19 protein-coding genes are annotated in these 21,619 nt (G+C 65.9%); 10 read left to right on the forward strand and 9 right to left on the reverse strand.

Annotation, left to right across the window (positions count from 1 at the left end):
• Positions 1-11: 11 nt before the first annotated feature.
• Together BM013_RS35355 and BM013_RS35360 are read right to left on the reverse strand one after the other, a co-directional pair.
• Entirely contained in the window at positions 12-620 is a 609-nt protein-coding gene (locus BM013_RS35355) for a hypothetical protein (RefSeq protein ID WP_256221837.1), read from the reverse strand.
• Between the two features lie 187 nt (positions 621-807).
• The gene (locus tag BM013_RS35360; RefSeq protein ID WP_093134081.1) at positions 808-1,263 is read right to left on the reverse strand and encodes a universal stress protein; all 456 of its coding nucleotides are present in this window, start codon (positions 1,261-1,263) and stop codon (positions 808-810) included.
• A gap of 220 nt (positions 1,264-1,483) precedes the next feature.
• Here BM013_RS35360 and BM013_RS35365 point away from each other — a divergent pair, with 220 nt between their 5' ends.
• Genes BM013_RS35365 through BM013_RS35380 form a run of 4 tightly spaced genes read left to right on the forward strand, consistent with a single transcriptional unit; the run spans position 1,484 to position 5,156 of the window.
• Positions 1,484-1,969, forward strand: coding sequence for a universal stress protein (locus BM013_RS35365; RefSeq protein WP_093134083.1), 486 nt, complete (start codon positions 1,484-1,486; stop codon positions 1,967-1,969).
• 34 nt (positions 1,970-2,003) lie between these two features.
• Complete coding sequence (locus BM013_RS35370) at positions 2,004-3,254, forward strand: efflux RND transporter periplasmic adaptor subunit (RefSeq protein ID WP_093134193.1); 1,251 nt, start codon at positions 2,004-2,006, stop codon at positions 3,252-3,254.
• The gene (locus tag BM013_RS35375) at positions 3,251-4,480 is read left to right on the forward strand and encodes an ABC transporter permease (protein ID WP_093134086.1); all 1,230 of its coding nucleotides are present in this window, start codon (positions 3,251-3,253) and stop codon (positions 4,478-4,480) included. The genes BM013_RS35370 and BM013_RS35375 overlap by 4 nt, the downstream gene beginning before the upstream one ends.
• A complete protein-coding gene (locus BM013_RS35380) occupies positions 4,473-5,156 on the forward strand; it encodes an ABC transporter ATP-binding protein (protein ID WP_093134088.1) in 684 nt (227 codons plus the stop codon). Before BM013_RS35375 ends, BM013_RS35380 begins: the two co-directional genes overlap by 8 nt.
• Positions 5,157-5,185: 29 nt before the next feature.
• On the opposite strand, the gene acs is transcribed toward BM013_RS35380, so the two are convergent.
• Positions 5,186-7,162, reverse strand: a complete 1,977-nt coding sequence (gene acs / locus BM013_RS35385) for an acetate--CoA ligase (protein ID WP_093134091.1) — start codon at positions 7,160-7,162, stop codon at positions 5,186-5,188.
• A 194-nt stretch (positions 7,163-7,356) separates the two neighbouring features.
• Here acs and BM013_RS35390 point away from each other — a divergent pair, with 194 nt between their 5' ends.
• Positions 7,357-7,677, forward strand: a complete 321-nt coding sequence (locus tag BM013_RS35390; protein WP_093134094.1) for a DUF485 domain-containing protein — start codon at positions 7,357-7,359, stop codon at positions 7,675-7,677.
• 35 nt (positions 7,678-7,712) lie between these two features.
• Positions 7,713-9,401 (forward strand): cation acetate symporter, encoded by a 1,689-nt coding sequence (locus BM013_RS35395; protein ID WP_093134096.1) that lies wholly within the window; start codon positions 7,713-7,715, stop codon positions 9,399-9,401.
• Positions 9,402-9,485: 84 nt separating this feature from the next.
• Here BM013_RS35395 and BM013_RS35400 read toward each other — a convergent pair whose 3' ends face one another.
• Together BM013_RS35400 and BM013_RS35405 are read right to left on the reverse strand one after the other, a co-directional pair.
• Entirely contained in the window at positions 9,486-10,421 is a 936-nt protein-coding gene (locus BM013_RS35400) for a histone deacetylase family protein (RefSeq protein WP_093134099.1), read from the reverse strand.
• Between the two features lie 76 nt (positions 10,422-10,497).
• Complete coding sequence (locus tag BM013_RS35405) at positions 10,498-10,923, reverse strand: Hsp20/alpha crystallin family protein (RefSeq protein WP_093134102.1); 426 nt, start codon at positions 10,921-10,923, stop codon at positions 10,498-10,500.
• Between the two features lie 136 nt (positions 10,924-11,059).
• On the opposite strand from BM013_RS35405, the gene BM013_RS35410 reads away from it, so the two are divergent.
• On the forward strand, positions 11,060-11,476 hold the full coding sequence (locus tag BM013_RS35410) for a c-type cytochrome (protein ID WP_093134104.1): 417 nt from the start codon (positions 11,060-11,062) through the stop codon (positions 11,474-11,476).
• A gap of 606 nt (positions 11,477-12,082) precedes the next feature.
• Here BM013_RS35410 and BM013_RS35415 read toward each other — a convergent pair.
• Positions 12,083-14,761: a bifunctional acetate--CoA ligase family protein/GNAT family N-acetyltransferase gene (locus BM013_RS35415; RefSeq protein WP_093134105.1), complete on the reverse strand. Its 2,679-nt coding sequence runs from the start codon at positions 14,759-14,761 to the stop codon at positions 12,083-12,085.
• A 144-nt stretch (positions 14,762-14,905) separates the two neighbouring features.
• Between BM013_RS35415 and BM013_RS35420 the strand changes: the two genes are divergently transcribed.
• A complete protein-coding gene (locus tag BM013_RS35420; RefSeq protein WP_177225658.1) occupies positions 14,906-16,297 on the forward strand; it encodes an AMP-binding protein in 1,392 nt (463 codons plus the stop codon).
• An 11-nt stretch (positions 16,298-16,308) separates the two neighbouring features.
• Here the strand turns inward: BM013_RS35420 and BM013_RS35425 are convergent, their stop codons facing one another.
• Positions 16,309-17,976, reverse strand: coding sequence for a PHA/PHB synthase family protein (locus tag BM013_RS35425; RefSeq protein WP_256221838.1), 1,668 nt, complete (start codon positions 17,974-17,976; stop codon positions 16,309-16,311).
• A gap of 234 nt (positions 17,977-18,210) precedes the next feature.
• Here BM013_RS35425 and BM013_RS35430 point away from each other — a divergent pair, with 234 nt between their 5' ends.
• Positions 18,211-18,666 carry a hypothetical protein gene (locus tag BM013_RS35430; RefSeq protein WP_093134112.1) on the forward strand — a complete coding sequence of 152 codons (456 nt, stop codon included), beginning with the start codon at positions 18,211-18,213 and terminating at the stop codon, positions 18,664-18,666.
• Between the two features lie 559 nt (positions 18,667-19,225).
• On the opposite strand, the gene BM013_RS35435 is transcribed toward BM013_RS35430, so the two are convergent.
• Both BM013_RS35435 and BM013_RS35440 read right to left on the reverse strand, forming a co-directional pair.
• Positions 19,226-20,059 (reverse strand): murein L,D-transpeptidase, encoded by an 834-nt coding sequence (locus tag BM013_RS35435; RefSeq protein WP_256221839.1) that lies wholly within the window; start codon positions 20,057-20,059, stop codon positions 19,226-19,228.
• Between the two features lie 80 nt (positions 20,060-20,139).
• Positions 20,140-20,445 carry a hypothetical protein gene (locus BM013_RS35440; RefSeq protein ID WP_093134114.1) on the reverse strand — a complete coding sequence of 102 codons (306 nt, stop codon included), beginning with the start codon at positions 20,443-20,445 and terminating at the stop codon, positions 20,140-20,142.
• Positions 20,446-20,522: 77 nt separating this feature from the next.
• Between BM013_RS35440 and BM013_RS35445 the strand changes: the two genes are divergently transcribed.
• Complete coding sequence (locus BM013_RS35445; RefSeq protein ID WP_093134117.1) at positions 20,523-21,614, forward strand: hypothetical protein; 1,092 nt, start codon at positions 20,523-20,525, stop codon at positions 21,612-21,614.
• The last annotated feature ends 5 nt before the right edge of the window (positions 21,615-21,619 follow it).

Raw genomic sequence — 21,619 nt, forward strand, 5'->3', positions numbered from 1 at the left:
GCATTTCCTTGTTACGACTTCCTTTTCGTCGTGTCGGCGGGTTGGGCGCTTCGCTTCATCGCCTCCAAGGTGCGTTTGGAAAGGTCCGCCGTCGCACGCGCGGCATTGCGCGTGGCCTCTTGTGCCTTGTCGAGCGCCTCGCGCGTGGCCTGCGCAGCTTTTTCGGCTTCGTCCTTGCCCGACTGCGCTGCATGTCGCGCCGAATCCTCTGCCCTTGCCAACGCCTCCCTTGCGGCGGTCGCTGCCTTGGCGCTTTCCTCTTGGGCGGCATGCGCGGCTTCTTTGGTCTCGTCGAGTGCCCGCGCTGAAGACGCTGCGGTCTTCTCCTCGAGCCGCGTAGCGGCTTCGGCCGCTTTCTGCGCGGCGTGGCGGATGCCTTCAGCCAATGCCTTGGAGATTTTCCCGGCCGCGAGCTTGCTTTTCTGTGCAGCGGCCTGGGCAGCATCGACCGCTTTGCGGGCGGTCTTTTCCGCATCGCGGGCGGCACGGGCTGCCGCCTCGCGTGTCTTCTGGGCAACGCCCGGCGCCGGGCTCAGCTGAGCGGGGGCCGTGTAGTCGGCCGCCAGAGCGGCCGACGCGAAGGCGGTTGCGCCGAGGGCGAATGCCAGCGGCGCAAGCATCGTGCGAACACCTCGCAAGGGCCGGTGAACGCGGCGAGTCGAGGGGCTTGTTGTTGTCGCGGAGGTCATGGTTTTCTCGGTGATTGAGGAGAAAAGGTAATCAGGAAAATTGGATCAATGACGGATGGCCGCCACAAAAGCGCCGCAGGCGGGATGGAGCGCGGTGCAACGCGACTCGGCGCGTGCCTCACTGGACCTCGCTTCGCACGAGCAACACGGGCACGGTGCTGCTTCGCACCACGCGCTCTGCATCGCTGCCGAGTGCCAGGCGACTGAAGCCTCGGCGTCCATGGGTACCCATCACGACGAGGTCGCAGTTGTGCTTACCCGCCTCGTCGACGATCACGTCCGCCACGCGTCCCTGCGTTGATTCGCTGAGAACGGTGTCGGCCTCCACGCCGGCCATCGAGGCCCGGGCCAAGCCCTTGGCGAGCACCGATTCGCCGTATTGGCGCATCTTGTGCAGATTGCCCTCGAAGCTGGAGATGGTGGACATCTCCATCAGCATCGGGAAGTCGTCGATCACGTGGATCAGCCGCAGCTTGCTGCCTAATTGCTCCGCCAGCGCAATCGCTTCGCGCAGGCCACGCTCGGCTGTAGCGCTGCCGTCGATCGGAACAAGGATGTGCGAGTACAGGGACATGGCGCTCTCCTAGAGAACTTGGATACAGAACTGCCTGGCACCAACATCGGCGCGACGGGCTCCCACGGCATTCTTCTGCTCGTCGTGTGTCTTCGCCTTGCGCCAGGTCAAGATCGCAGGGACTCACTCGCACCTTGATGCGTGTCAAGTAAGGACTGTGCGAGTCGAGCAGACTGGCGCGCATCAACTCCCAGGCCAAGCGCCTGATGCAAAGCCCACCATGTATGTACGCATCCTTGTGCCGCTGGACGGCAGCATCACCTCGCTGCACGGGCTGGACGAAGCCATCAGGCTGTGCGCGCTCACCCAAAGCACTTTGCGGCTTCTGCATGTCGTCAACGAATTGAAATATGCGCATGGGATCTGCGGCCCCAACGCCCAAGGCTCAGACCTCGTCACGGAGATGGAGGAAGCCGGCGCGCAGATCCTGCGGCAGGGCAGGGACCGCGCCAATGCAGCGGCCGTACGGGCGGAGACAATGCTTTTTTCCATGATGGCGGCGCGTGTCGCGGACATCGTCACGGAGCAGGCGCGCGCCTGGCCCGCCGAATTGATCGTGCTCGGCACGCACGGGCGCGGCGGTGAGCAGCGCACGCTGCTCGGCGGCGATGCCGAACAAGTCCTGCGCCGCGCGCCCGTGCCTGTGCTGCTGGTGCGGAAATCTCGCACCAATGCATCCTTGGTGGCTGCTGATGCCGTCGCTTGAGCTCGGCGCACTGCCGCCCAAGCCTGACGCACGCATGGATCGTATGTGGGCTGTGGTCAAGCCGCGCCTTCGCGTTGTTTTCGCGCTGGTGGCTGTGCTGAGCGGTGCATTGTGGTTCGGGCCACGGTGGCTGCTGGGTCCGCACGTGGCGGCGAGCACGGTGGTGCGAAGAGACTTCGTGCAGTCGGTGGTGGCCAGTGGCCATGTCGAGGCCCCACACCGCGTGAGCATCGGCACCCAACTCATCGGCACCGTCAGGCGTGTGCCGGTCGCTGAAGGACAGGGCGTGCGTGCCGGCCAAGTCCTTGTTGAATTGGAGAGCGCGGAGTGGGCCGCCGCGCTCGCACAGGCCGAGGCGGCCGTTGCGCAGGCCCGGGCGCGGCTGCGGCAGTTGCGGGAGGTGCAGGCGCCAGTGGCGGAACAGACTGTGCGCCAGGCACAGGTGAACCTGGAAAACGCGCGCGCCCAGTTGCGCCGAAATGCCGAGCTGCACGCCCAGGGCTTCGTCGGACAAGCCGCACTTGACGACGTGCGCAAGACGGCGGCGCTGGCCGAATCCCAGTTGCGCGCCAGCCGGAGTCAGCGGGACAGCGCGCTTGCCGGCGGTAGCGACTACGTGATAGCGGCCACCGCGCTCGATCAGGCTGTGGCAGGTGTGGCGCTCGCGCGTTCGCGGCTGGTGTATGCCACCATCGCCGCACCGGTCGACGGCACGCTGATCGACCGGGCCGTCGAGCCTGGCGACGTGGTGCAGCCCGGCAAGGCGTTGATGGTGCTTTCGCCGGTGGGAAAGACCCAGCTGGTGATTCTGATCGACGAGAAGAACCTGCGGCAGCTCGCGCTCGGGCAGCCGGCCCAAGCCTCTGCAGACGCCTACGCCGACCGGCGCTTCATAGCGATGCTGGCATACATCAACCCTGGCGTGGACGTGCAGCGCGGCTCGGTCGAGATGAAGCTCGATGTACCCGACCCACCCCCCTACCTGCGCCAAGACATGACTGTGTCGGTCGACATTCAGGTCGCTCGCAGGCCACAGGCCGTCTTGGTGGCATCCGACGCGGTGCATGACGCGGATCGCGCCTGGCCCTTTGTGTTCAGGGTCGACGGGCGCCATGCACGACGCCAGCCTGTGCGGCTTGGGCTGCGAGGCGCCGGTTTCAGCGAGGTGCTCGAAGGGCTGACCGCCGGCCAACTGGTGGTGGGTTCACGCACGGCCAGCGTGCACGACGGGGAGCGCATTCGCGCGGTCGTCAGTCCCTCCGACACTCCAGCGGATGTGCCGTGAACCGCTGGCTTCCGTTCGAGGCGATCGTGGCGCTGCGCTTCCTGCGCGAAGGTCGCATGCAGACGCTGTTCATCGCCGCTGGTATTTCGATCGGCGTGGCGGTGATTGTTTTCATGTCGGCCCTGCTGACCGGGCTGCAGTCTAACTTCATCCGCCGCGTGCTCACGGCGCAACCGCATATCCAGCTGCTGCCGCCAAAGGAGGTGGCGCGCGCGTTGGGCGTTGGCGGCCCGGCCTTGCTGGAAGCGGCGGTTGTGCAGGCGCCGCTGCAGCGGCTGAAGTCGATCGACCAGTGGCAGTCGCTCGTCACCCAGGTGCGCGCTATGCCTGAGGTGGCGGTGGTCTCGGCCACGGCCAGCGGCTCGGCGTTGGTGATCCGCGGCGCAGCCAGCCGCGCGGTGTCGGTGATCGGCATCGATCCGGCCTCGTACTTCCGCATCGTCGCGCTGCCTGAGAAGATGGTGCGAGGCACTACGCGGTTGACGCCGGCCGACATCCTGATCGGCACCGACCTGGCCTCCGACCTGGGCGTGGGTATCGGCGACAAGCTGCGGGTGTCCTCCGCCAGCGCCGGCGACCAGACGCTCATGGTGACAGGACTGTTGGACCTGGGAAGCAAGGCGGCCAACCAGCGCACCACCTACGTTGCGTTGCGCACCGCCCAAAGCCTTCTTGGACTGGTCGGCGGTGTGTCGAGCATCGAGGTCACGGTGAAGGACATCTATGCGGCCGAAACCGTTGCCCTGCGCATTCGTTCGGCCACAGGCGTTGAGGCCGACAGCTGGATCGCGACCAATGCACAGTTCTTCACGGCTGTGCAAGCGCAGAAGACATCCAACACCACCATCCGCTTCTTCGTCGGTCTGTCGGTGGCATTCGGAATAGCCAGCGTACTGGTGGTGTCAGTGGTGCAGAAGTCGCGCGAGATCGGTATCCTGCGCGCCATGGGTATTTCGCGCGGACAGGTTCTGCGCGTGTTCCTGCTGCAGGGCGGGCTGCTCGGGCTGCTGGGGGCCGCCTGCGGCTCGTGCATCGGTCTCGTGGCGTTGCTGCTGTGGCAGCGCTACGCGCTCAATCCCGACGGCACGCCGCTGTTTCCGCTGCCAATCGAGCCGCGGCTGTTCCTGGCGTCGCTGCTGCTGGCCACGCTCACCGGTCTTGCGGCGGCGTTCGCACCGGCATTGCGTGCCGCGCGTCTCGACCCTGTGGTGGCAATCCGTGGCTGAGCCGGTGGTCAGCCTGCGCAATGTGCACAAGGCCTTCAACCTCGGTCGGCCCAACGAAACCGAGGTTCTGCATGGCATCGACCTCACACTGCTGCGCGGCGAGTTCTGTGCAGTGATGGGCCCTTCGGGCTCGGGCAAAAGCACGCTGCTGAACATCGTCGGCCTGCTGGACCGCCCCAGCAGCGGATCGTTGTGCATCGCGGGCGCGGAAACCAGCACACTGGACGAGCATGCGCTCACGCGGCTGCGTGGGCACAACATCGGCTTTGTGTTTCAGTATCACAACCTGCTCGCCGGCTTCAGCGCATTGGAGAATGTGATGATGCCGATGCTCGGAGACGCCGGCTTCTTCAAGGAACCCATGGTGCAGCGCGCGGACATGCTGCTCGATAGCGTGGGCCTCGCGCGGTGGCGTGACAGCCGGGTCACCGAGCTCAGCGGCGGCCAGCAGCAGCGGGTGGCGGTGGCGCGTTCGCTCGCGATGGATCCGCCGCTGCTGTTGGCGGACGAACCCACGGGCAACCTCGACACGCAGGCGGCCGACGCCGTCTTCGAACTGCTGCGCAAGGTCAACCTGGCGCGCGGCATGGCGATTCTCTTCGTCACGCACAACCCGGCGCTGGCCGGACGCTGCGACCGCACGATCAGGGTGGTGGATGGGCGGTTGCAGGCTTGACTGTCATGCTGCCCGGGCGGTCGGCGCCCTCAATGGGCTTCGCTGAGCTGCTCGAGAATGGCCGGGTTCTCGAGCGTGGAGATGTCCTGCGTGATCGCCTCGCCCTTGGCCACCGAGCGCAGCAGCCGGCGCATGATCTTGCCACTGCGCGTCTTGGGCAGATTGTCGGCAAAGCGGATGTCGCGAGGCTTTGCAATGGGCCCGATTTCCTTCCCGACCCAGACGCGCAGTTCTGCAGCCAAGCGGTCTGCCTCAGCGCCCGTGGGTCGCGGCTGCTTGAGCACCACGAACGCGCAGATCGCCTCTCCCGTGGTGTCGTCGGGCCGTCCAACCACCGCCGCCTCCGCCACTAGTGTGGTGCAGGCCACGAGCGCCGACTCGATTTCCATGGTGCCCATCCGGTGGCCGCTCACGTTGAGCACGTCGTCGATGCGCCCGCCGATGGTGAAGTAGCCCGTGAGCGCATCACGCGTGGCGCCGTCCCCGGCCAGGTAGTAGCCGCGCAGCTCCGACGGGTAGTAGCTCGCGCGGTAGCGTGCGTCGTCACGCCACACCGCGCGGATCATGCTAGGCCACGGCTTCTTGATGACCAGCAGACCGCTCTCGCCGTGGGGCAGGTCGTTGCCGGTCTCGTCGACGATGGCTGCGGCGATCCCCGGAAAGGGCAGGGTGCACGACCCTGGCACCAGGTCGGTGGCGCCCGGCAGCGGCGTGATCATGTGGCCGCCTGTCTCGGTCTGCCACCAGGTGTCTAGCACGGGGCAGCGCCCGCCACCCACGTGCAGGCGGTACCACTCCCACGTCGCCGGATTGATCGGTTCGCCTACCGAACCGAGCACGCGCAGGCTGCGCAGGTCGTAGCGGTCGGGGTGCACGGCAGCGTTGCCTTCGGCCGCCTTGATGAGCGATCGGATCGCCGTAGGCGCGGTGTAGAACGCGGTGACCTTGTGTCGTTCGATCATCTGCCAGAAGCGCCCGGCGTCGGGGTAGGTCGGCACGCCTTCGAACATCACCTCTGTGGCACCGATGGCCAGCGGCCCGTAGGCGATGTAGGTGTGGCCGGTGACCCATCCGATGTCGGCTGTGCACCAGAACACGTCGTCGTCATGCAGATCGAAGGTCCATCGGGTCGTGACCGCGGCATGCAGAAGGTAGCCGCCACTGCAGTGCTGAACGCCCTTGGGCTTGCCGGTGGAGCCTGAGGTGTAGAGCAGGAACAGCGGGTGCTCCGCGCCCACCCATGCGGGTTCACAGCTGTCAGACTGAGTGGCCGTGGCTTCGTGCATCCACACGTCGCGCGCGGTCCATGCGACAGTCTCGCCGGTGCGGCGGTAGACGATTACTGTCTGCACGGCGTCGCATCCACCCAGCGCGATCGCCTCGTCGACCATCGCCTTCAGCGGGAGGTGCTTGCCTGCGCGAACCTGCTGGTCGGCCGTGACGACGACGGCTGCGCCGGTGTCCGCGATGCGGTCACGCAGCGCGTGCGCGGAGAAGCCGCCGAACACCACCGAGTGCACCGCGCCCAAGCGGGCGCAAGCCTGCATCGCCACGACGCCTTCGACCGACATGGGCATGTAGATGATGACCCGATCGCCCTTGCTCACGCCGCGTGCCTTGAGCGCGTTCGCCAAGCGGCAAGTCTGTGCCAGCAGCTGCGCATAGGTGGTGTGGGTGACCTTGCCGTCGTCGGTCTCAAAAACGATGGCTGTCTTCTCGCCGCGCCCGCCTGCTACCTGGCGATCAAGGCAGTTCCATGAGACGTTGAGTGTCCCGTCCTCGAACCATCGATAGAAGGGTGCACGGCTCTCGTCGAGCACGCTCGTGAAGGGCGTCCTCCAGCCGACGAACTCTCGGGCAAGCCGGGCCCAGTAGCCCTGGTAGTCGTCTTCGGCCTCGGCCACCAGCGCGTCGTATGCGGCGCGCCCGGCAATATGCGCGTTGCGGCCGAGTGCTTCGGGCGGCGCATAGCTGGGTAGCTTGGACATCAGGTCGGGAGCGTTCATGTCTCGGGTCTTTCATGCGTTGCGGGAACCCGCCGTGAAGCCGCGCTTGCACGCAGGCATGTGAAGGGATGGGGCAGGCGTGAGCGCATCGTGACGCAGTACCGCGGCACAAAGATTGCGCCAGCGCAAGCCTCGGCGCGCTGCGGCGGCACTTAATGCGCTGACCCGCACTAACCCGCACCAATGGAGACATCATGGAAGACGATCTGGTCGCGCGCATCGCCGCGCATCCTCAATACAGGCAGCTCAAGCGGCGCCGCGACCGTTTCGGCTGGTCGCTTGCATTGCTGATGCTCTTTGTGTACTACGGCTTCGTGCTGCTCGTGGCCTTCGACAAGGAGTTCCTCGCACGGCGCTTTGGCGACAGCGTCATGACCTTGGGCATGCCGATAGGCTTCGGCGTAATCCTTTTCACCGTGGCCATCACCGGCTACTACGTGCGCCGCGCCAATGCCGAGTTCGACACTCTGTCCGACGCTGTGGCCAGGGCCGTTCAATCGGGAGCGAAGAAGTGAAAAACCGTCGTTGCCTTCCCCTGCGTGCGGCATCGATGCTCGCGTTGTGTGCCACGTCGGCGAGCGCATTCGCCGCCGGCGCCGATCTCGGTCAGCTGCAGCGCCAGCCCACCAACTGGACGGCGATTGGCATGTTCGCGCTGTTTGTGCTCGGTACGCTCTTCATCACGAAGTGGGCCGCAGCGCGCACGCGCTCGGCCTCCGACTTCTACACGGCCGGCGGCGGCATCACTGGCTTTCAGAACGGCCTGGCCATCGCGGGCGACTACATGTCGGCGGCCTCGTTTCTCGGCATCTCGGCCGCGGTGATGGCTACCGGCTACGACGGCCTCATCTATTCCATCGGTTTCCTGGTGGGCTGGCCAGTCATCACCTTCCTGATGGCCGAGCGGCTGCGCAACCTGGGGAAGTTCACCTTTGCGGACGTGGCGGCCTTTCGCTTCAAGCAGGCACCGGTGCGCATCTTCGCAGCCTCGGGCACGCTGGTGGTGGTGGCCTTCTACCTCATCGCGCAGATGGTGGGTGCGGGCCAGCTGATCAAGCTGCTGTTCGGCCTGGAGTACTGGGTCGCGGTGGTCATCGTGGGCTCTCTCATGATGGTCTACGTGCTGTTCGGCGGCATGACCGCCACCACCTGGGTGCAGATCATCAAGGCCGGGTTGCTGTTGGGCGGCGCGAGCTTCATGGCGCTGTCCGTGCTGTGGCACTTCGGCTTCAGCCCCGAGGCGATGTTCGCCGGCGCGGTCAAGGTCAAGACCGACTTGGCGCTCAAGGACGGCAAGACCGTCCAGGTGGCGGCCAGCATCGGCCAGTCGATCATGGGGCCGGGTAACTTCGTGAAGGACCCGATCTCGGCGATTTCCTTCGGCATGGCACTGATGTTCGGCACTGCAGGGTTGCCGCACATCCTGATGCGCTTCTTCACGGTGCCCAGCGCCAAGGAGGCGCGCAAATCGGTCATGTGGGCCACGGGCTGGATCGGCTACTTCTACTTGCTGACCTTCATCATCGGGTTCGGCGCCATCACCTTTGTGCTGACGAACCCTGACTTCCTCGATGCCAATGGCGTGCTGCGCGGCGGCGGCAACATGGCGGCGGTGCACTTGGCCAGTGCGGTGGGCGGCAACATGTTCCTGGGTTTCATCTCGGCCGTGGCGTTCGCCACCATCCTGGCTGTGGTCGCAGGGCTCACCCTGTCGGGCGCCTCGGCCGTCTCGCACGACCTGTACGCGACCGTCATCAAGAAGGGCGATGCGGGCAGCGCGGCGGAGCTGCGCGTATCGAAGATGACCACGCTGGCGCTGGGTGCGCTGGCGGTGGTGCTGGGCATCGTGTTCGAGAAGCAGAACATCGCGTTCATGGTCTCGCTGGCTTTCGCGATCGCTGCGTCGGCCAACTTCCCGGTGCTGTTCATGTCGGTGCTCTGGAAAGGGTGCACCACGCGCGGCGCGGTGATCGGCGGCTTCCTTGGGCTCATTTCGTCGGTGGGGCTGACGGTGCTTTCGCCCTCGGTCTGGGAAACCACGCTGGCCCATGCGGCGGGCTCGTCGCCCTTTCCGTACACGTCGCCCTGTCTGTTCTCGATGGGAATCGCGTTTGCGGGCATCTGGCTGTTCTCGGTGCTGGACAGAAGCCCGCGCTCCAAGGTCGATCGCGATGGCTTCCTGGCGCAGCAGGTTCGCTCGGAGACGGGCATCGGTGCACACGGTGCGAGTGGCCACTGAGACATTCCCGGGGGCTTTCGTGCAGCCCTCTCTCACGCCCCGCATGAGCCCGGTTCGGCCGGCCGAGACTGACCCCCGGGCAGTTCAGTCCACGCCTATCAGCACCTTGACATGCGCCGCGGCACTGCGCGCCAAGGCGCTCAACGCATAGCCGCCCTCCAGGCAGGACACGACGCGGCCGTCGCAGTGCCGCTGCGTCACGTCCATGACCTGGCGCGTGACCCAGGCGTAGTCGCTTTCCGTCAGTCCGAGGTTGCCCATGTCGTCTTCCCGATGGCCGTCGAAGCCTGCGGATACGTACACGAGCTGCGGCGCGAAGGCGTCGAGCGCAGGCAGCCACTGGTGGACCACGGCCTCGCGAAACGCCTGCCTGCCCGAGCGCGTGGCCAGGCCGACATTGACCATGCGCGGACCACGGTCGTCCTCACCCCTGAAAGGCGCGAAGGGGTACAGGCCCTTCTCGAAGATCGAGCACATCAAAACGCGCGCGTCGTCGCGAAGGATGTCGGCGCTGCCATTGCCGTGATGCACGTCGAAGTCGATCAGTGCCACCCGTGTCAGGCCATGGACGTCCAGCGCATGCCGGATGCCGACGGCGACGTTGTTGAAGAAGCAGAATCCCATTGCCGCATTGCGTGTGGCATGGTGTCCGGGAGGGCGCACATTGCAGAAGGCTGCCGCCGCTTTGCCGGCCAGCACAAGGTCGGTGGCCATCACCGCCGCACCCGCAGCGCGCAGCGCGGCTTGCAGGGTGTGGGCGTTCATCAGGGTGTCGGGATCCACGAAGCGGTGACCCTCGGTGGGCGCCGCGGCGCTCAGTTCGCGCACGTAGGCCAGCGTGTGCGCCCGGGCAAGCTGTGTCTGCGTGGCCGCTGGTGCCTCGTGGATCGACATGCAGTCGAGCAGTCCGGTGACCAGCAATCGGTCATGAACGGCGGCGATGCGTTCGGGGCACTCGGGGTGGCCCGCGCCCATGTCGTGCCGGGCGCATTCCGGATGGGAAATATACGCTGACAGCATTTGGGGAGTCCTTTTCGAACGATGCCGAAGCGATCCCCAAGGAGCCGCGTCATCGGCGCGTCGCGCTCGGCCGACGCTATTGAATTTTCAGTACGTGGTGTGCCCCGCCTTCGCGCTTGGGAAGCGTCAGGCGCAGGACACCGTCCTCCAGCTTGGCGACCGCGTTCTTGTCATCTACCTCGCTGGCAAGCGAGAAGCCACGCGACACGCTGCCGCGGTAGGTCTCCCGCACGAGGGATCGGCCATGTTTTTTCTCCTGCTCCTTCTTCACTTCGGCGGAGATCGAAACATAGCTGCCATCGATCGTCACGCGCACGTCTTCCTTCTTCGCGCCGGGGATCTCGGCCGTGATCAGGTATTCCTTGTCGCTTTCGGTGATGTCGACGCGGATGTCGCCCGGCAGCTCCGAGTCGTCGAGCATCTGCATCGGCCGCGACCAGCGGCGAAGCACTTCGGGAAAGAGGTTTTCAATACGGTCTAGGCGGGACAGTGCGTTGTTCATGGACAGGCTCCAGGAGTGGATTGGCATGCCACTGTAGGCTGCGCGTGAGGGCGCCGGTTGCGCTGGATCAAAGCGCGGTCGATGCCAGCGCGCACGATCGTGCCTCGACCGTCACGGTCAATCACAGGAGTTTCCGATGGGCCCTATCTCCTTCCCCTTGGCGGACCGGCTTGTGCGGTGCGCGCCCGCCCTGGCTGCGGCACTGGCCAGCGTCGCGCTGCTGTGCAGTGGGCCGGCGCAAGCTCAGTCGCGGTCCCAGTCCCGCGGCGAGTTGCTCTACAACACCAATTGCGTCGCGTGCCACACTGAGAAGATGCATTGGCGCGGCAGAAAGCTCGTGAACGACTGGGACAGTCTCGAGGTGCAGGTGCGCCGCTGGCAGCAAGCCGCCTCGCTCGGCTGGCGCGACGAAGACATCGTCGAGGTTGCGCGCTACCTCAATGGCCGCTTCTACGGCTTCACACCGAAGAACACGACCGGCGCGCTCAGGTCCTCGGTTCCGGCGCTATCGGCGGATGGCACGATGCGAATGGAACCGGCGGGGCCGCGTTGACTTTGCTGCGGCTTGCCGCCTTGTGCCTGCGCAGTCCGTCACTGTTCGGCCATTGAGGTACGTGCAACAGGTGCACTACCTCTGCGCAAGGTCATTTGCCTCGCCTTGCATCCGTTGATCTGCATCACGCGCCCGCCTGCGGCTCGGTCCACCCTGTGATGATTGGCACGCAATCTGTGGCCATTGCGGCTGCAATCACAGGAGCACTTCATGCAGACCATCGACAGCTTGGCTGAGCAGCGCATCCTGGCATCGGACGCTCATTTGAAACATATCGACGAGCTGGCGGCGTGCGCTGGTGGTACCGAACAGGCGGCCAACTACGCTGGCGCCACTAAGCTCCTGGGTGAGCTCAGGAAAGCCGTGCGCGGTTGGCGCAAAGACTCGAGACGCTCGCGCGGCGAGGCCGGGAACGCGAGGGGTGCGGGCCTCGCGCTAGCGAGCGCAACGCTCAAATCCGAGCTGCGGGCTTTGGGCGAACAGTTCGAAAAGGCGATCGCACCGTCTTCGACGCTCGTGGCGTGTAGTGCCTTCGGCAGGCGCCTGGCTGCGAGTGCGAGAGAGTCCTCTGAATGGGCGCCAGCGATGGTCGCATCAACATCGGCGTCATGCCGACGAAGGCGCCGTGGTTGCCGGCGTCTTCAGTTCCAGCACCATCCGCCGCAGGCCGGACGTGGGCGGCTCTGCTGGGTCGGCACTGAAGCCCATCGTCTTGCACAGTTTCAGCATGCGGTCGTTCTCGCGCAGCACGTAGCCCACGAGCCGCGTGATGCCGCGGTGGCTCGCATGGTCAATCAGCCGCTCGAACAACAGCCGGCCAAGACCCGCGCCTTTGAGGTCGGAGCGCACGACGATCGCAAACTCGGCCTCGAGATTGTCAGGGTCGCTCACCGTGCGCGCTACGCCCAGCGTCTCGCGCTGGCCTTGTGCATCGCTGGCCTCGGCGATGAAGGCCATCTCGCGGTCGTAGTCGATCTGGGTCAACCGTGCGAGTTCGCTGCGCGGGAGCTCCTTGCGCACGGAGAAGAACCGCAAGCGCAGGTCCTGCGCATCCAGCGATTCAAGAAAGCGCCGGTGCTGGGGTTCGTCTTCGGGGCGGATCGGCCTGACGACAATCGAGCGGCCTTTCCACACCTCGGCGCGCACCCATTGCCCCGGGTAGGGCAGGATGGCGAAGCGTTCGGCCCCGGCCACCGGCGTGCGCGAGACCCGCACGCGCGCGTCGAGCGCGATCGCACCGTCTTCGTCGACCCACAGCGGGTTGATGTCAAGCTCTGCAAGTTGCGGCAGATCGGCCAGCATCTGCGACACCGCCACCAGTACGTCGTAGAGAGCGTCCAGCCGCGCCGGTGGGTGGTCGCGAAAGCCCGCCAGCAGGCGGGCGACGCGCGTGCGTGACACCAGCTCGTGTGCCAGTGCACGGTTCAGCGGCGGCAGCGCCACGACCGTGTCGCCGGTGACCTCGACTGCGGTGCCGCCCTGGCCGAAAAGGATCACCGGGCCGAAGACGCAGTCAATGCTTGCGCCCACGATGAGTTCCTGCGCATGCGGCCTGCGCACGGTCGGCTGCACCGTGAAGCCGTCGATGTGCGCAAGCGGCGCAGCGGTGCGAACCGCGTCCAGCATATCGAGCGCAGCGGCGGCCAGCGCGGCGTGGTCGTTCAGCCCCAGTCGTACGCCACCCACGTCCGACTTGTGAGTGATGTCGCGCGACAGGATCTTCAGGGTCACCGGGAAGGGCATGCCGCGCGCGGCCTCGACCGCCGCCTCGGGCGTGGGCGCCGTGGCTTGCGTGGGCACTACCTCGATGCCGTAGGCCTGCAGCAGCGCCTTGGCCTCTTGCTCGCCCAGCCACTCGCGGCCTTCGGCCAAGGCGGCGTCCAGCGCTGTGCGCGTGCTGGCGGTGTCGGGCACCGCGTTGCGGCTGGCCTGCGGCGTCTGCATCAACGCGTCCTGGTTGCGTCGGTAGGTCTGCAGCATCGCGAAGGCGTGCACCGCCTCTTCGGGCGTGGCGTAGTCCGCCACACCCGCGTCCGCGAACAGTTTGCGTGCCTGCGCCACAGATGCCTCGCCCAGCCAGGCGCTCATCACGCGACCGGCGTGGCTGTGCGCGAGCGACAAGCAGGCACGCGCGATGGCCTCGCTGTGCACGATGGCGGTCGGCGCATGCATGAAGAGCACGGCGCCTGCCGACGGATCGGCCAGCAATGTAGCAAGGGTCTCGGCATAGCGTGCGACCGGCGCATCGCCGATGATGTCCACGGGGTTGGCGTGCGACCAGGTGGGCGGCAGCAGCCCATCGAGGCGTTCGAGAAGTCGCGGGCCCGGGTCGGCCAGCGTCACGCCTTCGCGCGCGGCCGCATCGGCCGCCATAACGCCAGCGCCGCCGCCGTTGGTCATCACGGTGAGCGTGCTGTGTCCGTTGCCGCGAAAACGTGACAAGGTCTGCGCGGCGAGGAACAGCTCTTGCAACGTGTCCACACGCAGCATGCCGGCGCGGCGGATCGCTGCGTCGTACACGGTGTCGGAGCCGGTGTGCGATGCAGCAGCCTTCACGCCGTGGCCGGCGCGTCCGGCCTTCACCACGATCACTGGCTTGTTGCGCGCCGCCGCCCGTGCGGCCGACATGAACTTGCGCGGCGACTCGATCGACTCGACGTACAGCAGGATCGAACGCGTGCGCGCATCGCTGGCCAAGTAGTCGAGCAGGTCGCCCAAGTCGACATCGCAATGCTCGCCCAGCGAAACAAGGTGTGACATACCGAGTCCGCGACTGCGTGTCCAGTCGAGCATGGCCGTCACCAGCGCGCCCGATTGCGAGACGAAGGCGATGTCGCCCGGCAGCGCGTCGGTGTGCGCAAAGCTCGCGTTCAATCCGATATGAGGGCTGAGCAGCCCTAGGCAGTCGGGCCCCAGCAGCCGCAGCGTGAAAGGGCGCGCCGCGTCCAGTGTTGCCTGCTTCTGCGTGGGATTCAGCCCCGCCGTGACGATCACGACGGCGCGTGTGCCGAGTGCGCCGAGTTCGGCCACCAAGCCTGCCACGGTGGTCGGCGGCGTACAGATCAGCGCGAGTTCGGGCGCCGCGGGCAGGTGCGCGGCATCGCGGTGCATCGCGATGCCGTCCAGTGCGCGGTGCTTCGGGTTCACACCGTATAGGGGGCCCTTGAAGCCGCCCGCTAGAAGATTGCGCCACACGGTGGCCCCGACGCTGCCGGGGCGGGTGGAGGCGCCGAATACGGCGACGGACGCAGGGGACAGCATGCGATCAAGATGACGAATGGTCAAGAGTAGCTCCGCAAATGTCGTCTTATCGTGGGAGAGGGCGGCAGCTCCGGCATTGATGCAGGTCAACCTGTGGCCGGGATGCGGGCGCAAGCTCGGGGCTGGGGCGCACCCGCGCCTTTCCTTGATGCTTCCACTCATCTCGACATGCCCCCCACATTCGATCCATGGCAGGCCTATGTGGTCGCAGCCGAGGTCTCATTGGCCACGCAAGCTTCGCCCGAATCCCTTGCCGCCTTGCGCGCGCAGCGGTTGGCGGCTTTGCTGGAGGTCGTGTCTCGGCATTCGCCGCGCTGGCTGCGGCTGCTCGACGGACGCGATCCGGCAACCGTAGGGCTGCACGACCTGCCGGTCTCCCGCAAGGCCGATTTGATGAGGGACTTCGACGCCTGGGTGGTCGACCCGGCGCTCTCGCTTGCGGCGTTGCGCCATTTCATCGCCGACCCGGTGAATATTGGGCAGGACTATCTCGGGCGATACGTCGTATGGGAAAGTTCTGGCAGCACGGGCGAGCCCGCCGTCTTCGTGCAGGACGCGCACGCCATGGCGGTGTACGACGCACTGGAGGCGCTGCGGCGCCCGAACCTGCGACCCCTCGAGCGACTTGTCGATCCATGGAGCCTGGGCGAGCGGATCGCATTCGTCGGTGCGACAGAAGGACACTTTGCCAGTACCGTGTCGATCGAGCGGCTGCGGCGGTTGCAACCGGGGCTGGCCGGGCGGCTCCGCGGCATGTCGTTCCTTCAACCGCTGGGCGACCTGTGCGCGGAACTCGACGCTTTTGCGCCTACGGTGATTGCCACGTACCCAAGCGCGGCGGTCCTGCTGGCCCAGGAGCATCGCGACGGTCGTCTTCGCGCGGCACCGCGCGAGGTCTGGACCGGGGGCGAGGCCTTGTCGCCGGCCGCTCGCACGCTGGTACGCGAGGTGTTTGCCTGCCCGGTGGCGAACAGCTATGGTGCCTCGGAATTTCTTTCACTCGCGTTCGAATGTCATTTCGGCAAGATGCACCTCAGCAGCGACTGGGCAATCCTCGAGCCGGTCGATCGGCACGGCCGTGCGGTGGCGCCCGGCCATGCTGGCGCCACGACGCTGCTCACCAACCTCGCAAACCATGTGCAGCCGCTGATCCGCTACGACCTGGGCGACCGAGTCCGGCTGCTCGCCACGAGCTGTGTTTGTGGCTCCCATCTGCCGGTCATCGAGGTGAACGGCCGCGACGACGACATGCTTGAACTGTCGGGCGCCCCCGGCATGCCAAAGGTGTCAGTGGTACCGTTGGCGGTGAGCACGGTGTTGGAGGAGGAAGCCGGGCTGTTCGACTTCCAGTTGCAGCAGCAGGGACCGCGCGTACTGCTGCTGAAGTCGGGAATGCACGGCCCTGAGGCCGCGCGCGTGCTAACGCGCGCATGTACGTTGCTCGAAGCATTTCTGGCGGGACAGGGCGCCAAAGGTGTGCGGGTGCTTCCACGCTACGGTGAGAGTGTGCGCTGCGGACGCAGCGGCAAGATCAAGCGCGTGATCGCTTCGGCCCGCTGAGGTTGCCGGCCTCAGCGTGTCATCACATAGGTGCCCGGCGCATCGCACAGCGGCGGCAGGCCACGCTGCGGCGCTCCCATCCCAGGCGGACGGCGCCGAGGCCCCGAATGTGTGGCCAGCCATTGCTCGAAGCCCGGCCACCATGAACCTTCGACTTCGCGCGATAGCCGAAGAAATTCGTCTGGCGCGACATAGGCACCGTTCCTGCGGTGGTGGAATACACGGTGGCTGCGGTGCGCGTGTCCCGGCTCGCTGAGGATGCCCGCGTTGTGGCCGCCTTCGGTGAGCACGAAGCTCACGTCGGCGTCGCACAGCAGGTTGAACTTGTAGACCGAGCGCCAGGGCGCCACGTGATCGGTACGGGTCCCCAGCAGGAACACCGGCAGCTCGATATCGTTCAGCGACACGGGCCGACCATCGACCAGGAAATGCCCCTCGGCCAGTGCATTGTCCATGAACAGGCTGCGCAGGTAGTCGGCATGCATTCGGTAGGGCATACGCGTGCCGTCGGCATTCCATGCCATCAGGTCGGTCATGGACGCACGCTCGCCGAGCAGGTAGCTGCTCACCATGGGTTCCCACAAGAGCTCGCCGGGGCGCAGCGCTTGAAAAGCCGCCGCCATCTGCGTCGCGTCCAGGAAGCCTTGGCGAGACATCACGTCCTCGAGGAAGGCGAGCTGGCTCTCGTCGATGAACAGGCCGATCTCGCCGGGCTCCGTGAAGTCGGTCTGTGCTGCCAACAGAGAGAGCGAGCCGAGCCGGTCGTCATGGTCGCGCGCCATGGCCGCCGCGGCGATCGCCATCAGCGTGCCGCCCAGGCAGTAGCCCACGGCATGCACGCGGCGTTGCGGAAGTACGGCGTCGATGGCGTCGAGGCTCGCGCGAATGCCCAGCCCCAGGTAGTCGTCCATGCCCAACTGAGCATCTTCGGCGCCAGGGTTCTTCCATGAGATCGCAAACACCGTGTGGCCGCGTTCCACGAGGTAGCGGATCAGCGAATTGTGCGGCGACAGGTCGAGCACGTAGTACTTCATGATCCATGCGCTCACCACCAGCACCGGTTCAGCGCGCACGGTAGTTGTGGCGGGCGCGTACTGGATGAGTTCGATAAGCGCGTTGCGCAGGATGACCTTGCCCAGCGTAAGCGCCACTTCGTGCCCTGGCCGGAATGCCTCTGCACCGACCGGTGGGAGGTCGAGAGCACGGCGGCGCAGGTCCTCCATCCAATGGGCCGCACCAGCGACCATGTTGAAACCGCCCGTGGCAGCGGTCGCTTGCAGCACCTTCGGATTCATTACAGGGCTGTTGGCAGGCGACACCATCTCCAGCCATTGCCGTGCCATGAACCCCATCAGTTGCTCGTGGTGCCGGGCCACGCCCGGGACGCCGTGCACCAGCTCGGCAGTTGAACAGCTGGCGGCTTCGAAGGACTGCCGGTAGGCACTGAACGGCCAGCCGGCCCAGTCTGGCGCGCCCAGCCGTGGGGGGTGCGCGGCAGGCTGCGCGCCGGGCAGGGCAAGACGTCGCGGGAACATCGCGCCGCGACCCGGCTGGCTGGCGAAATGAACGGCCCAGTCGGACCACGCCAGGATCAGGGCCGCCGGCGACATGCCGCCGGTGAGCCGACCCCAGGCGGCGTGCAGTGCTTGGTCGATCTCGTTGTGTTCCTTGTCGCTCACAGGGGCTCCTCGATGGTGGTCGCCGTGCGTGCGTGCGTGCGTGCGTGCGTGCGTTTGTGTGTGCGGCGTGTGCGTCGGAGTCTGCCTGTAGGCTCGCTGCGGACCTTGAGCGGCGTCAAGGGGCGCGCCAGTTCCGCGCCGATGTCCGATTCGCTTGATGCCGCGCAAGACGCATGCGGGGCCCCCCGCCTAGGCTCGGTGCCAGGAGTCCATTCACACTTACCGGAGTTCCGCATGCCCCGCAGCATCGTTGACCTGTCCGCCCGCTCCGAAGTCATTCGGGACGAACCTTTCCAGATTCACTTCTGGGCCTGCACGCCCGCGGAGTTCCGCGCCTACCTCGGGCGCCCGCGCGAATTCCTGCGCAAGCTTGGCATTGTCGTGTCGCGTGAATGTCGTATCGAGACATCCCTAGAGAATCACGACTGGCTTGAGGACGAGGCGCCCGATTTCGAGGGAGAGAACGATACGGTCATCAGCAACGTCGGCATCGGCGCAGGCGCGCACGCGGTGTACCGGGTGATCAGCTTCGCACGCGACGAGGCCGACACCGGACGCATCAGGAAGTCTCTGCTTCATGGCGCGAACCGGCAGCAGGTCGAGGCGCGCGGGGCTGCGAAGGAGGGCAGGAAGAAGAAGCCGGGCAAGTCAGCCAAGGGTCGGGCGGGCAAGAAAGACAAGGAAGCCTAGCGTGGGCCTAGACCCGGCGCATGCGCCCCGCCTTGCCCTACGGCGAGCGGGCGTCAGCAGCGGGCTATGCTCGCAGCGCCCGACGGCGAACCACGTCTGCGCGGGCCAGGCCATTCTTGGCGGCGCGGCGATCGTCGTGGTGCGGCCGCAGTACGCGATGCTCGCCAGCTTCAACAGTCGAGACCACGTCTTCGATGCATACCGATCTCAATCAGGTCTGCGGCCAGCCGCCCGATGAGGCCAGAGCGGCGTTGCACGCTGCGCACCAAGTGGCGATGGCACAACGGCGTCGTTTCCCGCGATGCGTACGCCTGGCAGGCTGCATCCGGCATTGGCGTAGCGCCGGCCCTTCAGCGGGGCGCGCGGTCGACGCAGACCTCCAATGTCCGACGATGACACGCGTTAGGCGAACGGGAGTCGGCGCGGATTCAAGCGTATCTCTTCATGCCACCGACGTGTGGACGTGCTGGCGCACATTGCCTGGGCAGGATCGCAACCGGGCGTAGAAGTTCGACGGGATGCAATGCTTTATGCGGTCGGCGGCTCGCCAAAGTCAGCTTTAGTGTGGGGGCGCAATTGCAGGTGGCACAGCGGCGGTGTGCGGTCCTGGAATGGGGGACCAGTTCGGACGAACGGCGCGCGCTGAGTCGACGATGATCACGTAGCGTCCGGCACCTTCAACGGGTTCCTGGTCGGCTGGTGGAGCCCACATGGGTACGCCTTGTGCCGCCGCGGCAAGATAGTCGGCGTCGAGCACGCCAAAATGGTCGAGCAGCCGATTCAGGGTGGCCGGGATCCGGACGCAGCCCTTGGACTGCACGCCGCCCAATGCCGCTCGAGCAGGGCCGGATCTGTCGCATGCATCTGCAGTCGCATCACGCTGGAGCCGCCCGGTCCCCAAAGACGGGCACCCTGCTGCCAACCGAGGTCGTACACACGCATTCCCTTCTCGCCATAACCTCGGACGCCTAGTTTTGTTGCGTGTGCCTTCGGCGCGGAAGTCAGGGTTGTCGGTGCGCAGTGCGAACACGCCCAGCGGCGTCTCGAAGTGATCGAAGGCACCACCGCGACCAGTCGAAACCGCAGCCGCGCCCACGATGAAGGGGGGCGCACCGTTGTCGAGCCAGAAGATGGCGATGGCTTGGACGTTGGGATTGCCGTCTACAAGCGCTACGTATTGGGGCCAAGGCACGATGCCTTCCTTCGACAGTGCCTCCAGTGCACGCTCCCCGTAGCATGTTGCCTCTTCGATCGGAAGCACCAGTTGGTGGTCCACCTGATCGTCAAACGAGGCGGCGAGGCGAAGCGCGGTGACGGGCGGCGGGCCCGCAAGAATCATTGCGTGAACGAGGGCAAGAACAAGTGCAAGGATTGCGCGCGCGATGAAAGGCATCGTGCACAGCAGTCTGCGGTGCGATCAGCTGCGAACCTTGATGGATATCAATCCAGGCTTGCGGTCCCGTGTCGCTGCGATCAAGCAATCCGGGCGGTGTTCGGCCATCGTCTGCGCGACCGCTGCTCCAGGAAAAAGCTCGCAGCCGTGGTCCCAGCAAATGCAGCAGAGACGGCCTGCACGTCATCTGAGCACTTGCTCGATGCGATCCAGTCGCGCACGACCTCGATCTTTCTGATCTCGGCGAAGCGCATGGCGTCGATGCTCCTGGCCGTTTCAGGATCCGCGTAAGTGTGGTTGCAGGGGCGTGCCCTGCCTCGCAGACTCAACGCGGAGATCCGCCGCACTTGCACGCGGTCGCTGCGCATCTTGATCCATCGCAACATGTCGTTGTCGCATGCCGCTAAATTGTTCCTGAGCACGCCGCATGAGATCTGACGCGTGCAGCATGAAAGGAGCTTCGATGGCCCTCCCCCCCTCCTTGTGCGCCGCAATCGGCGATCTTGCGCGGCCCGCATCGAGCGACCTGTTCGACGTGGGCCTGTCGACCGAACAACATCTGCATCCGCGGTTTCGCCTGTTGAGGCAATGCGCCGACCTTGCACCGGCGCGTTGCCTCATGTGTGAGTTGCATTCGAGTGCCTTTCGAGGAGTGCAGCCTGAATTCGCCGCGAGTTTTCAGTCGGGTGACTTCGACGGTGCACTCTTCAGGCTATTTCTGTTCGCGCTTTTTGGAGCCGCAGGCCACCGTGTCGACGTGGGTCATTGTGACCCCGCCTTCGTTCTGAGCAAGGCCGGCACAGCCGCATCCGTTGATGCGTTTACGGTTGGGGTGCCTTCCAGTTGCCTGGAACCGCAAGGCGACGGATTACGGACAGCGCAGACTGAGTCTCATGCTTCGGGCGTGGGCGGCAGCCTGTTTCGCCGATTGCAACGCCAGCCTTGGTGCCTTCCGCAAGCGGCCGGGCGTCCCTTCGTCATCGCCATTCAGGACTTCGACCACCTTCAGTTGGAAGCCGGCGCGCCGCCTGAGGCGCTGCTGCGCTTTCTCTTCGGCGCTTCGGGCCATTCTCAGGATGTCGACGAGCTCTTCCCCGATGGTTTCTTCGGCCAGCCGGAAGCCGAACACGTCAGCGGGATCTTTTTTTGCAACGACGCGACGATCGCGAAGTTCAACCGGCAGGGGCTGGAAAGGCACGCGGGTGATGCGGGACGAATGCTGCGGCATGGGAGCTGCATCGCAGACGACGGTGATGCGTCAGGGCCGTCCAGCTATGTCTACGAGGTGGGCTGCCGGGAAACCTGCGGGGAGACATGGAACGAGGGCACGGTCCTGATTCACAACCCCTTTGCTGTACGGCCTTTGCCTGCAGACTGGCTGGGTGCATCCGCCGAGATGGCGCTCACGGGAGGACGGCTCGTTGTGCGATTCGCACACGGTTTTCACCCGACTTCTTCACACACTGAAGTGCTGCGACAAGACGTACCGGCCTGGTGGGTCGAGCGGCGGACGCGGCTGCTCGAGCTGGAGGGTGTGGCACACCGGGGCACTTGAATGGG

It is taken from the genome of Variovorax sp. OK605, assembly GCF_900115445.1.
Taxonomy (GTDB): domain Bacteria; phylum Pseudomonadota; class Gammaproteobacteria; order Burkholderiales; family Burkholderiaceae_C; genus Variovorax.

What these genes read in the sequence shown, in the direction of transcription:
- BM013_RS35355 (WP_256221837.1), bottom strand. Translation starts at nt 620, where the DNA reads ATGCTTGCGCCGCTGGCATTCGCCCTCGGCGCAACCGCCTTCGCGTCG.
- BM013_RS35360 (WP_093134081.1), bottom strand. Translation starts at nt 1,263, where the DNA reads ATGTCCCTGTACTCGCACATCCTTGTTCCGATCGACGGCAGCGCTACA.
- BM013_RS35365 (WP_093134083.1), top strand. Translation starts at nt 1,484, where the DNA reads ATGTATGTACGCATCCTTGTGCCGCTGGACGGCAGCATCACCTCGCTG.
- BM013_RS35370 (WP_093134193.1), top strand. Translation starts at nt 2,004, where the DNA reads ATGGATCGTATGTGGGCTGTGGTCAAGCCGCGCCTTCGCGTTGTTTTC.
- acs (WP_093134091.1), bottom strand. Translation starts at nt 7,162, where the DNA reads ATGAACGCTCCCGACCTGATGTCCAAGCTACCCAGCTATGCGCCGCCC.
- BM013_RS35390 (WP_093134094.1), top strand. Translation starts at nt 7,357, where the DNA reads ATGGAAGACGATCTGGTCGCGCGCATCGCCGCGCATCCTCAATACAGG.
- BM013_RS35395 (WP_093134096.1), top strand. Translation starts at nt 7,713, where the DNA reads ATGCTCGCGTTGTGTGCCACGTCGGCGAGCGCATTCGCCGCCGGCGCC.
- BM013_RS35400 (WP_093134099.1), bottom strand. Translation starts at nt 10,421, where the DNA reads ATGCTGTCAGCGTATATTTCCCATCCGGAATGCGCCCGGCACGACATG.
- BM013_RS35405 (WP_093134102.1), bottom strand. Translation starts at nt 10,923, where the DNA reads ATGAACAACGCACTGTCCCGCCTAGACCGTATTGAAAACCTCTTTCCC.
- BM013_RS35410 (WP_093134104.1), top strand. Translation starts at nt 11,060, where the DNA reads ATGGGCCCTATCTCCTTCCCCTTGGCGGACCGGCTTGTGCGGTGCGCG.
- BM013_RS35420 (WP_177225658.1), top strand. Translation starts at nt 14,906, where the DNA reads ATGCCCCCCACATTCGATCCATGGCAGGCCTATGTGGTCGCAGCCGAG.
- BM013_RS35430 (WP_093134112.1), top strand. Translation starts at nt 18,211, where the DNA reads ATGCCCCGCAGCATCGTTGACCTGTCCGCCCGCTCCGAAGTCATTCGG.
- BM013_RS35435 (WP_256221839.1), bottom strand. Translation starts at nt 20,059, where the DNA reads ATGCCTTTCATCGCGCGCGCAATCCTTGCACTTGTTCTTGCCCTCGTT.
- BM013_RS35440 (WP_093134114.1), bottom strand. Translation starts at nt 20,445, where the DNA reads ATGTTGCGATGGATCAAGATGCGCAGCGACCGCGTGCAAGTGCGGCGG.
- BM013_RS35445 (WP_093134117.1), top strand. Translation starts at nt 20,523, where the DNA reads ATGGCCCTCCCCCCCTCCTTGTGCGCCGCAATCGGCGATCTTGCGCGG.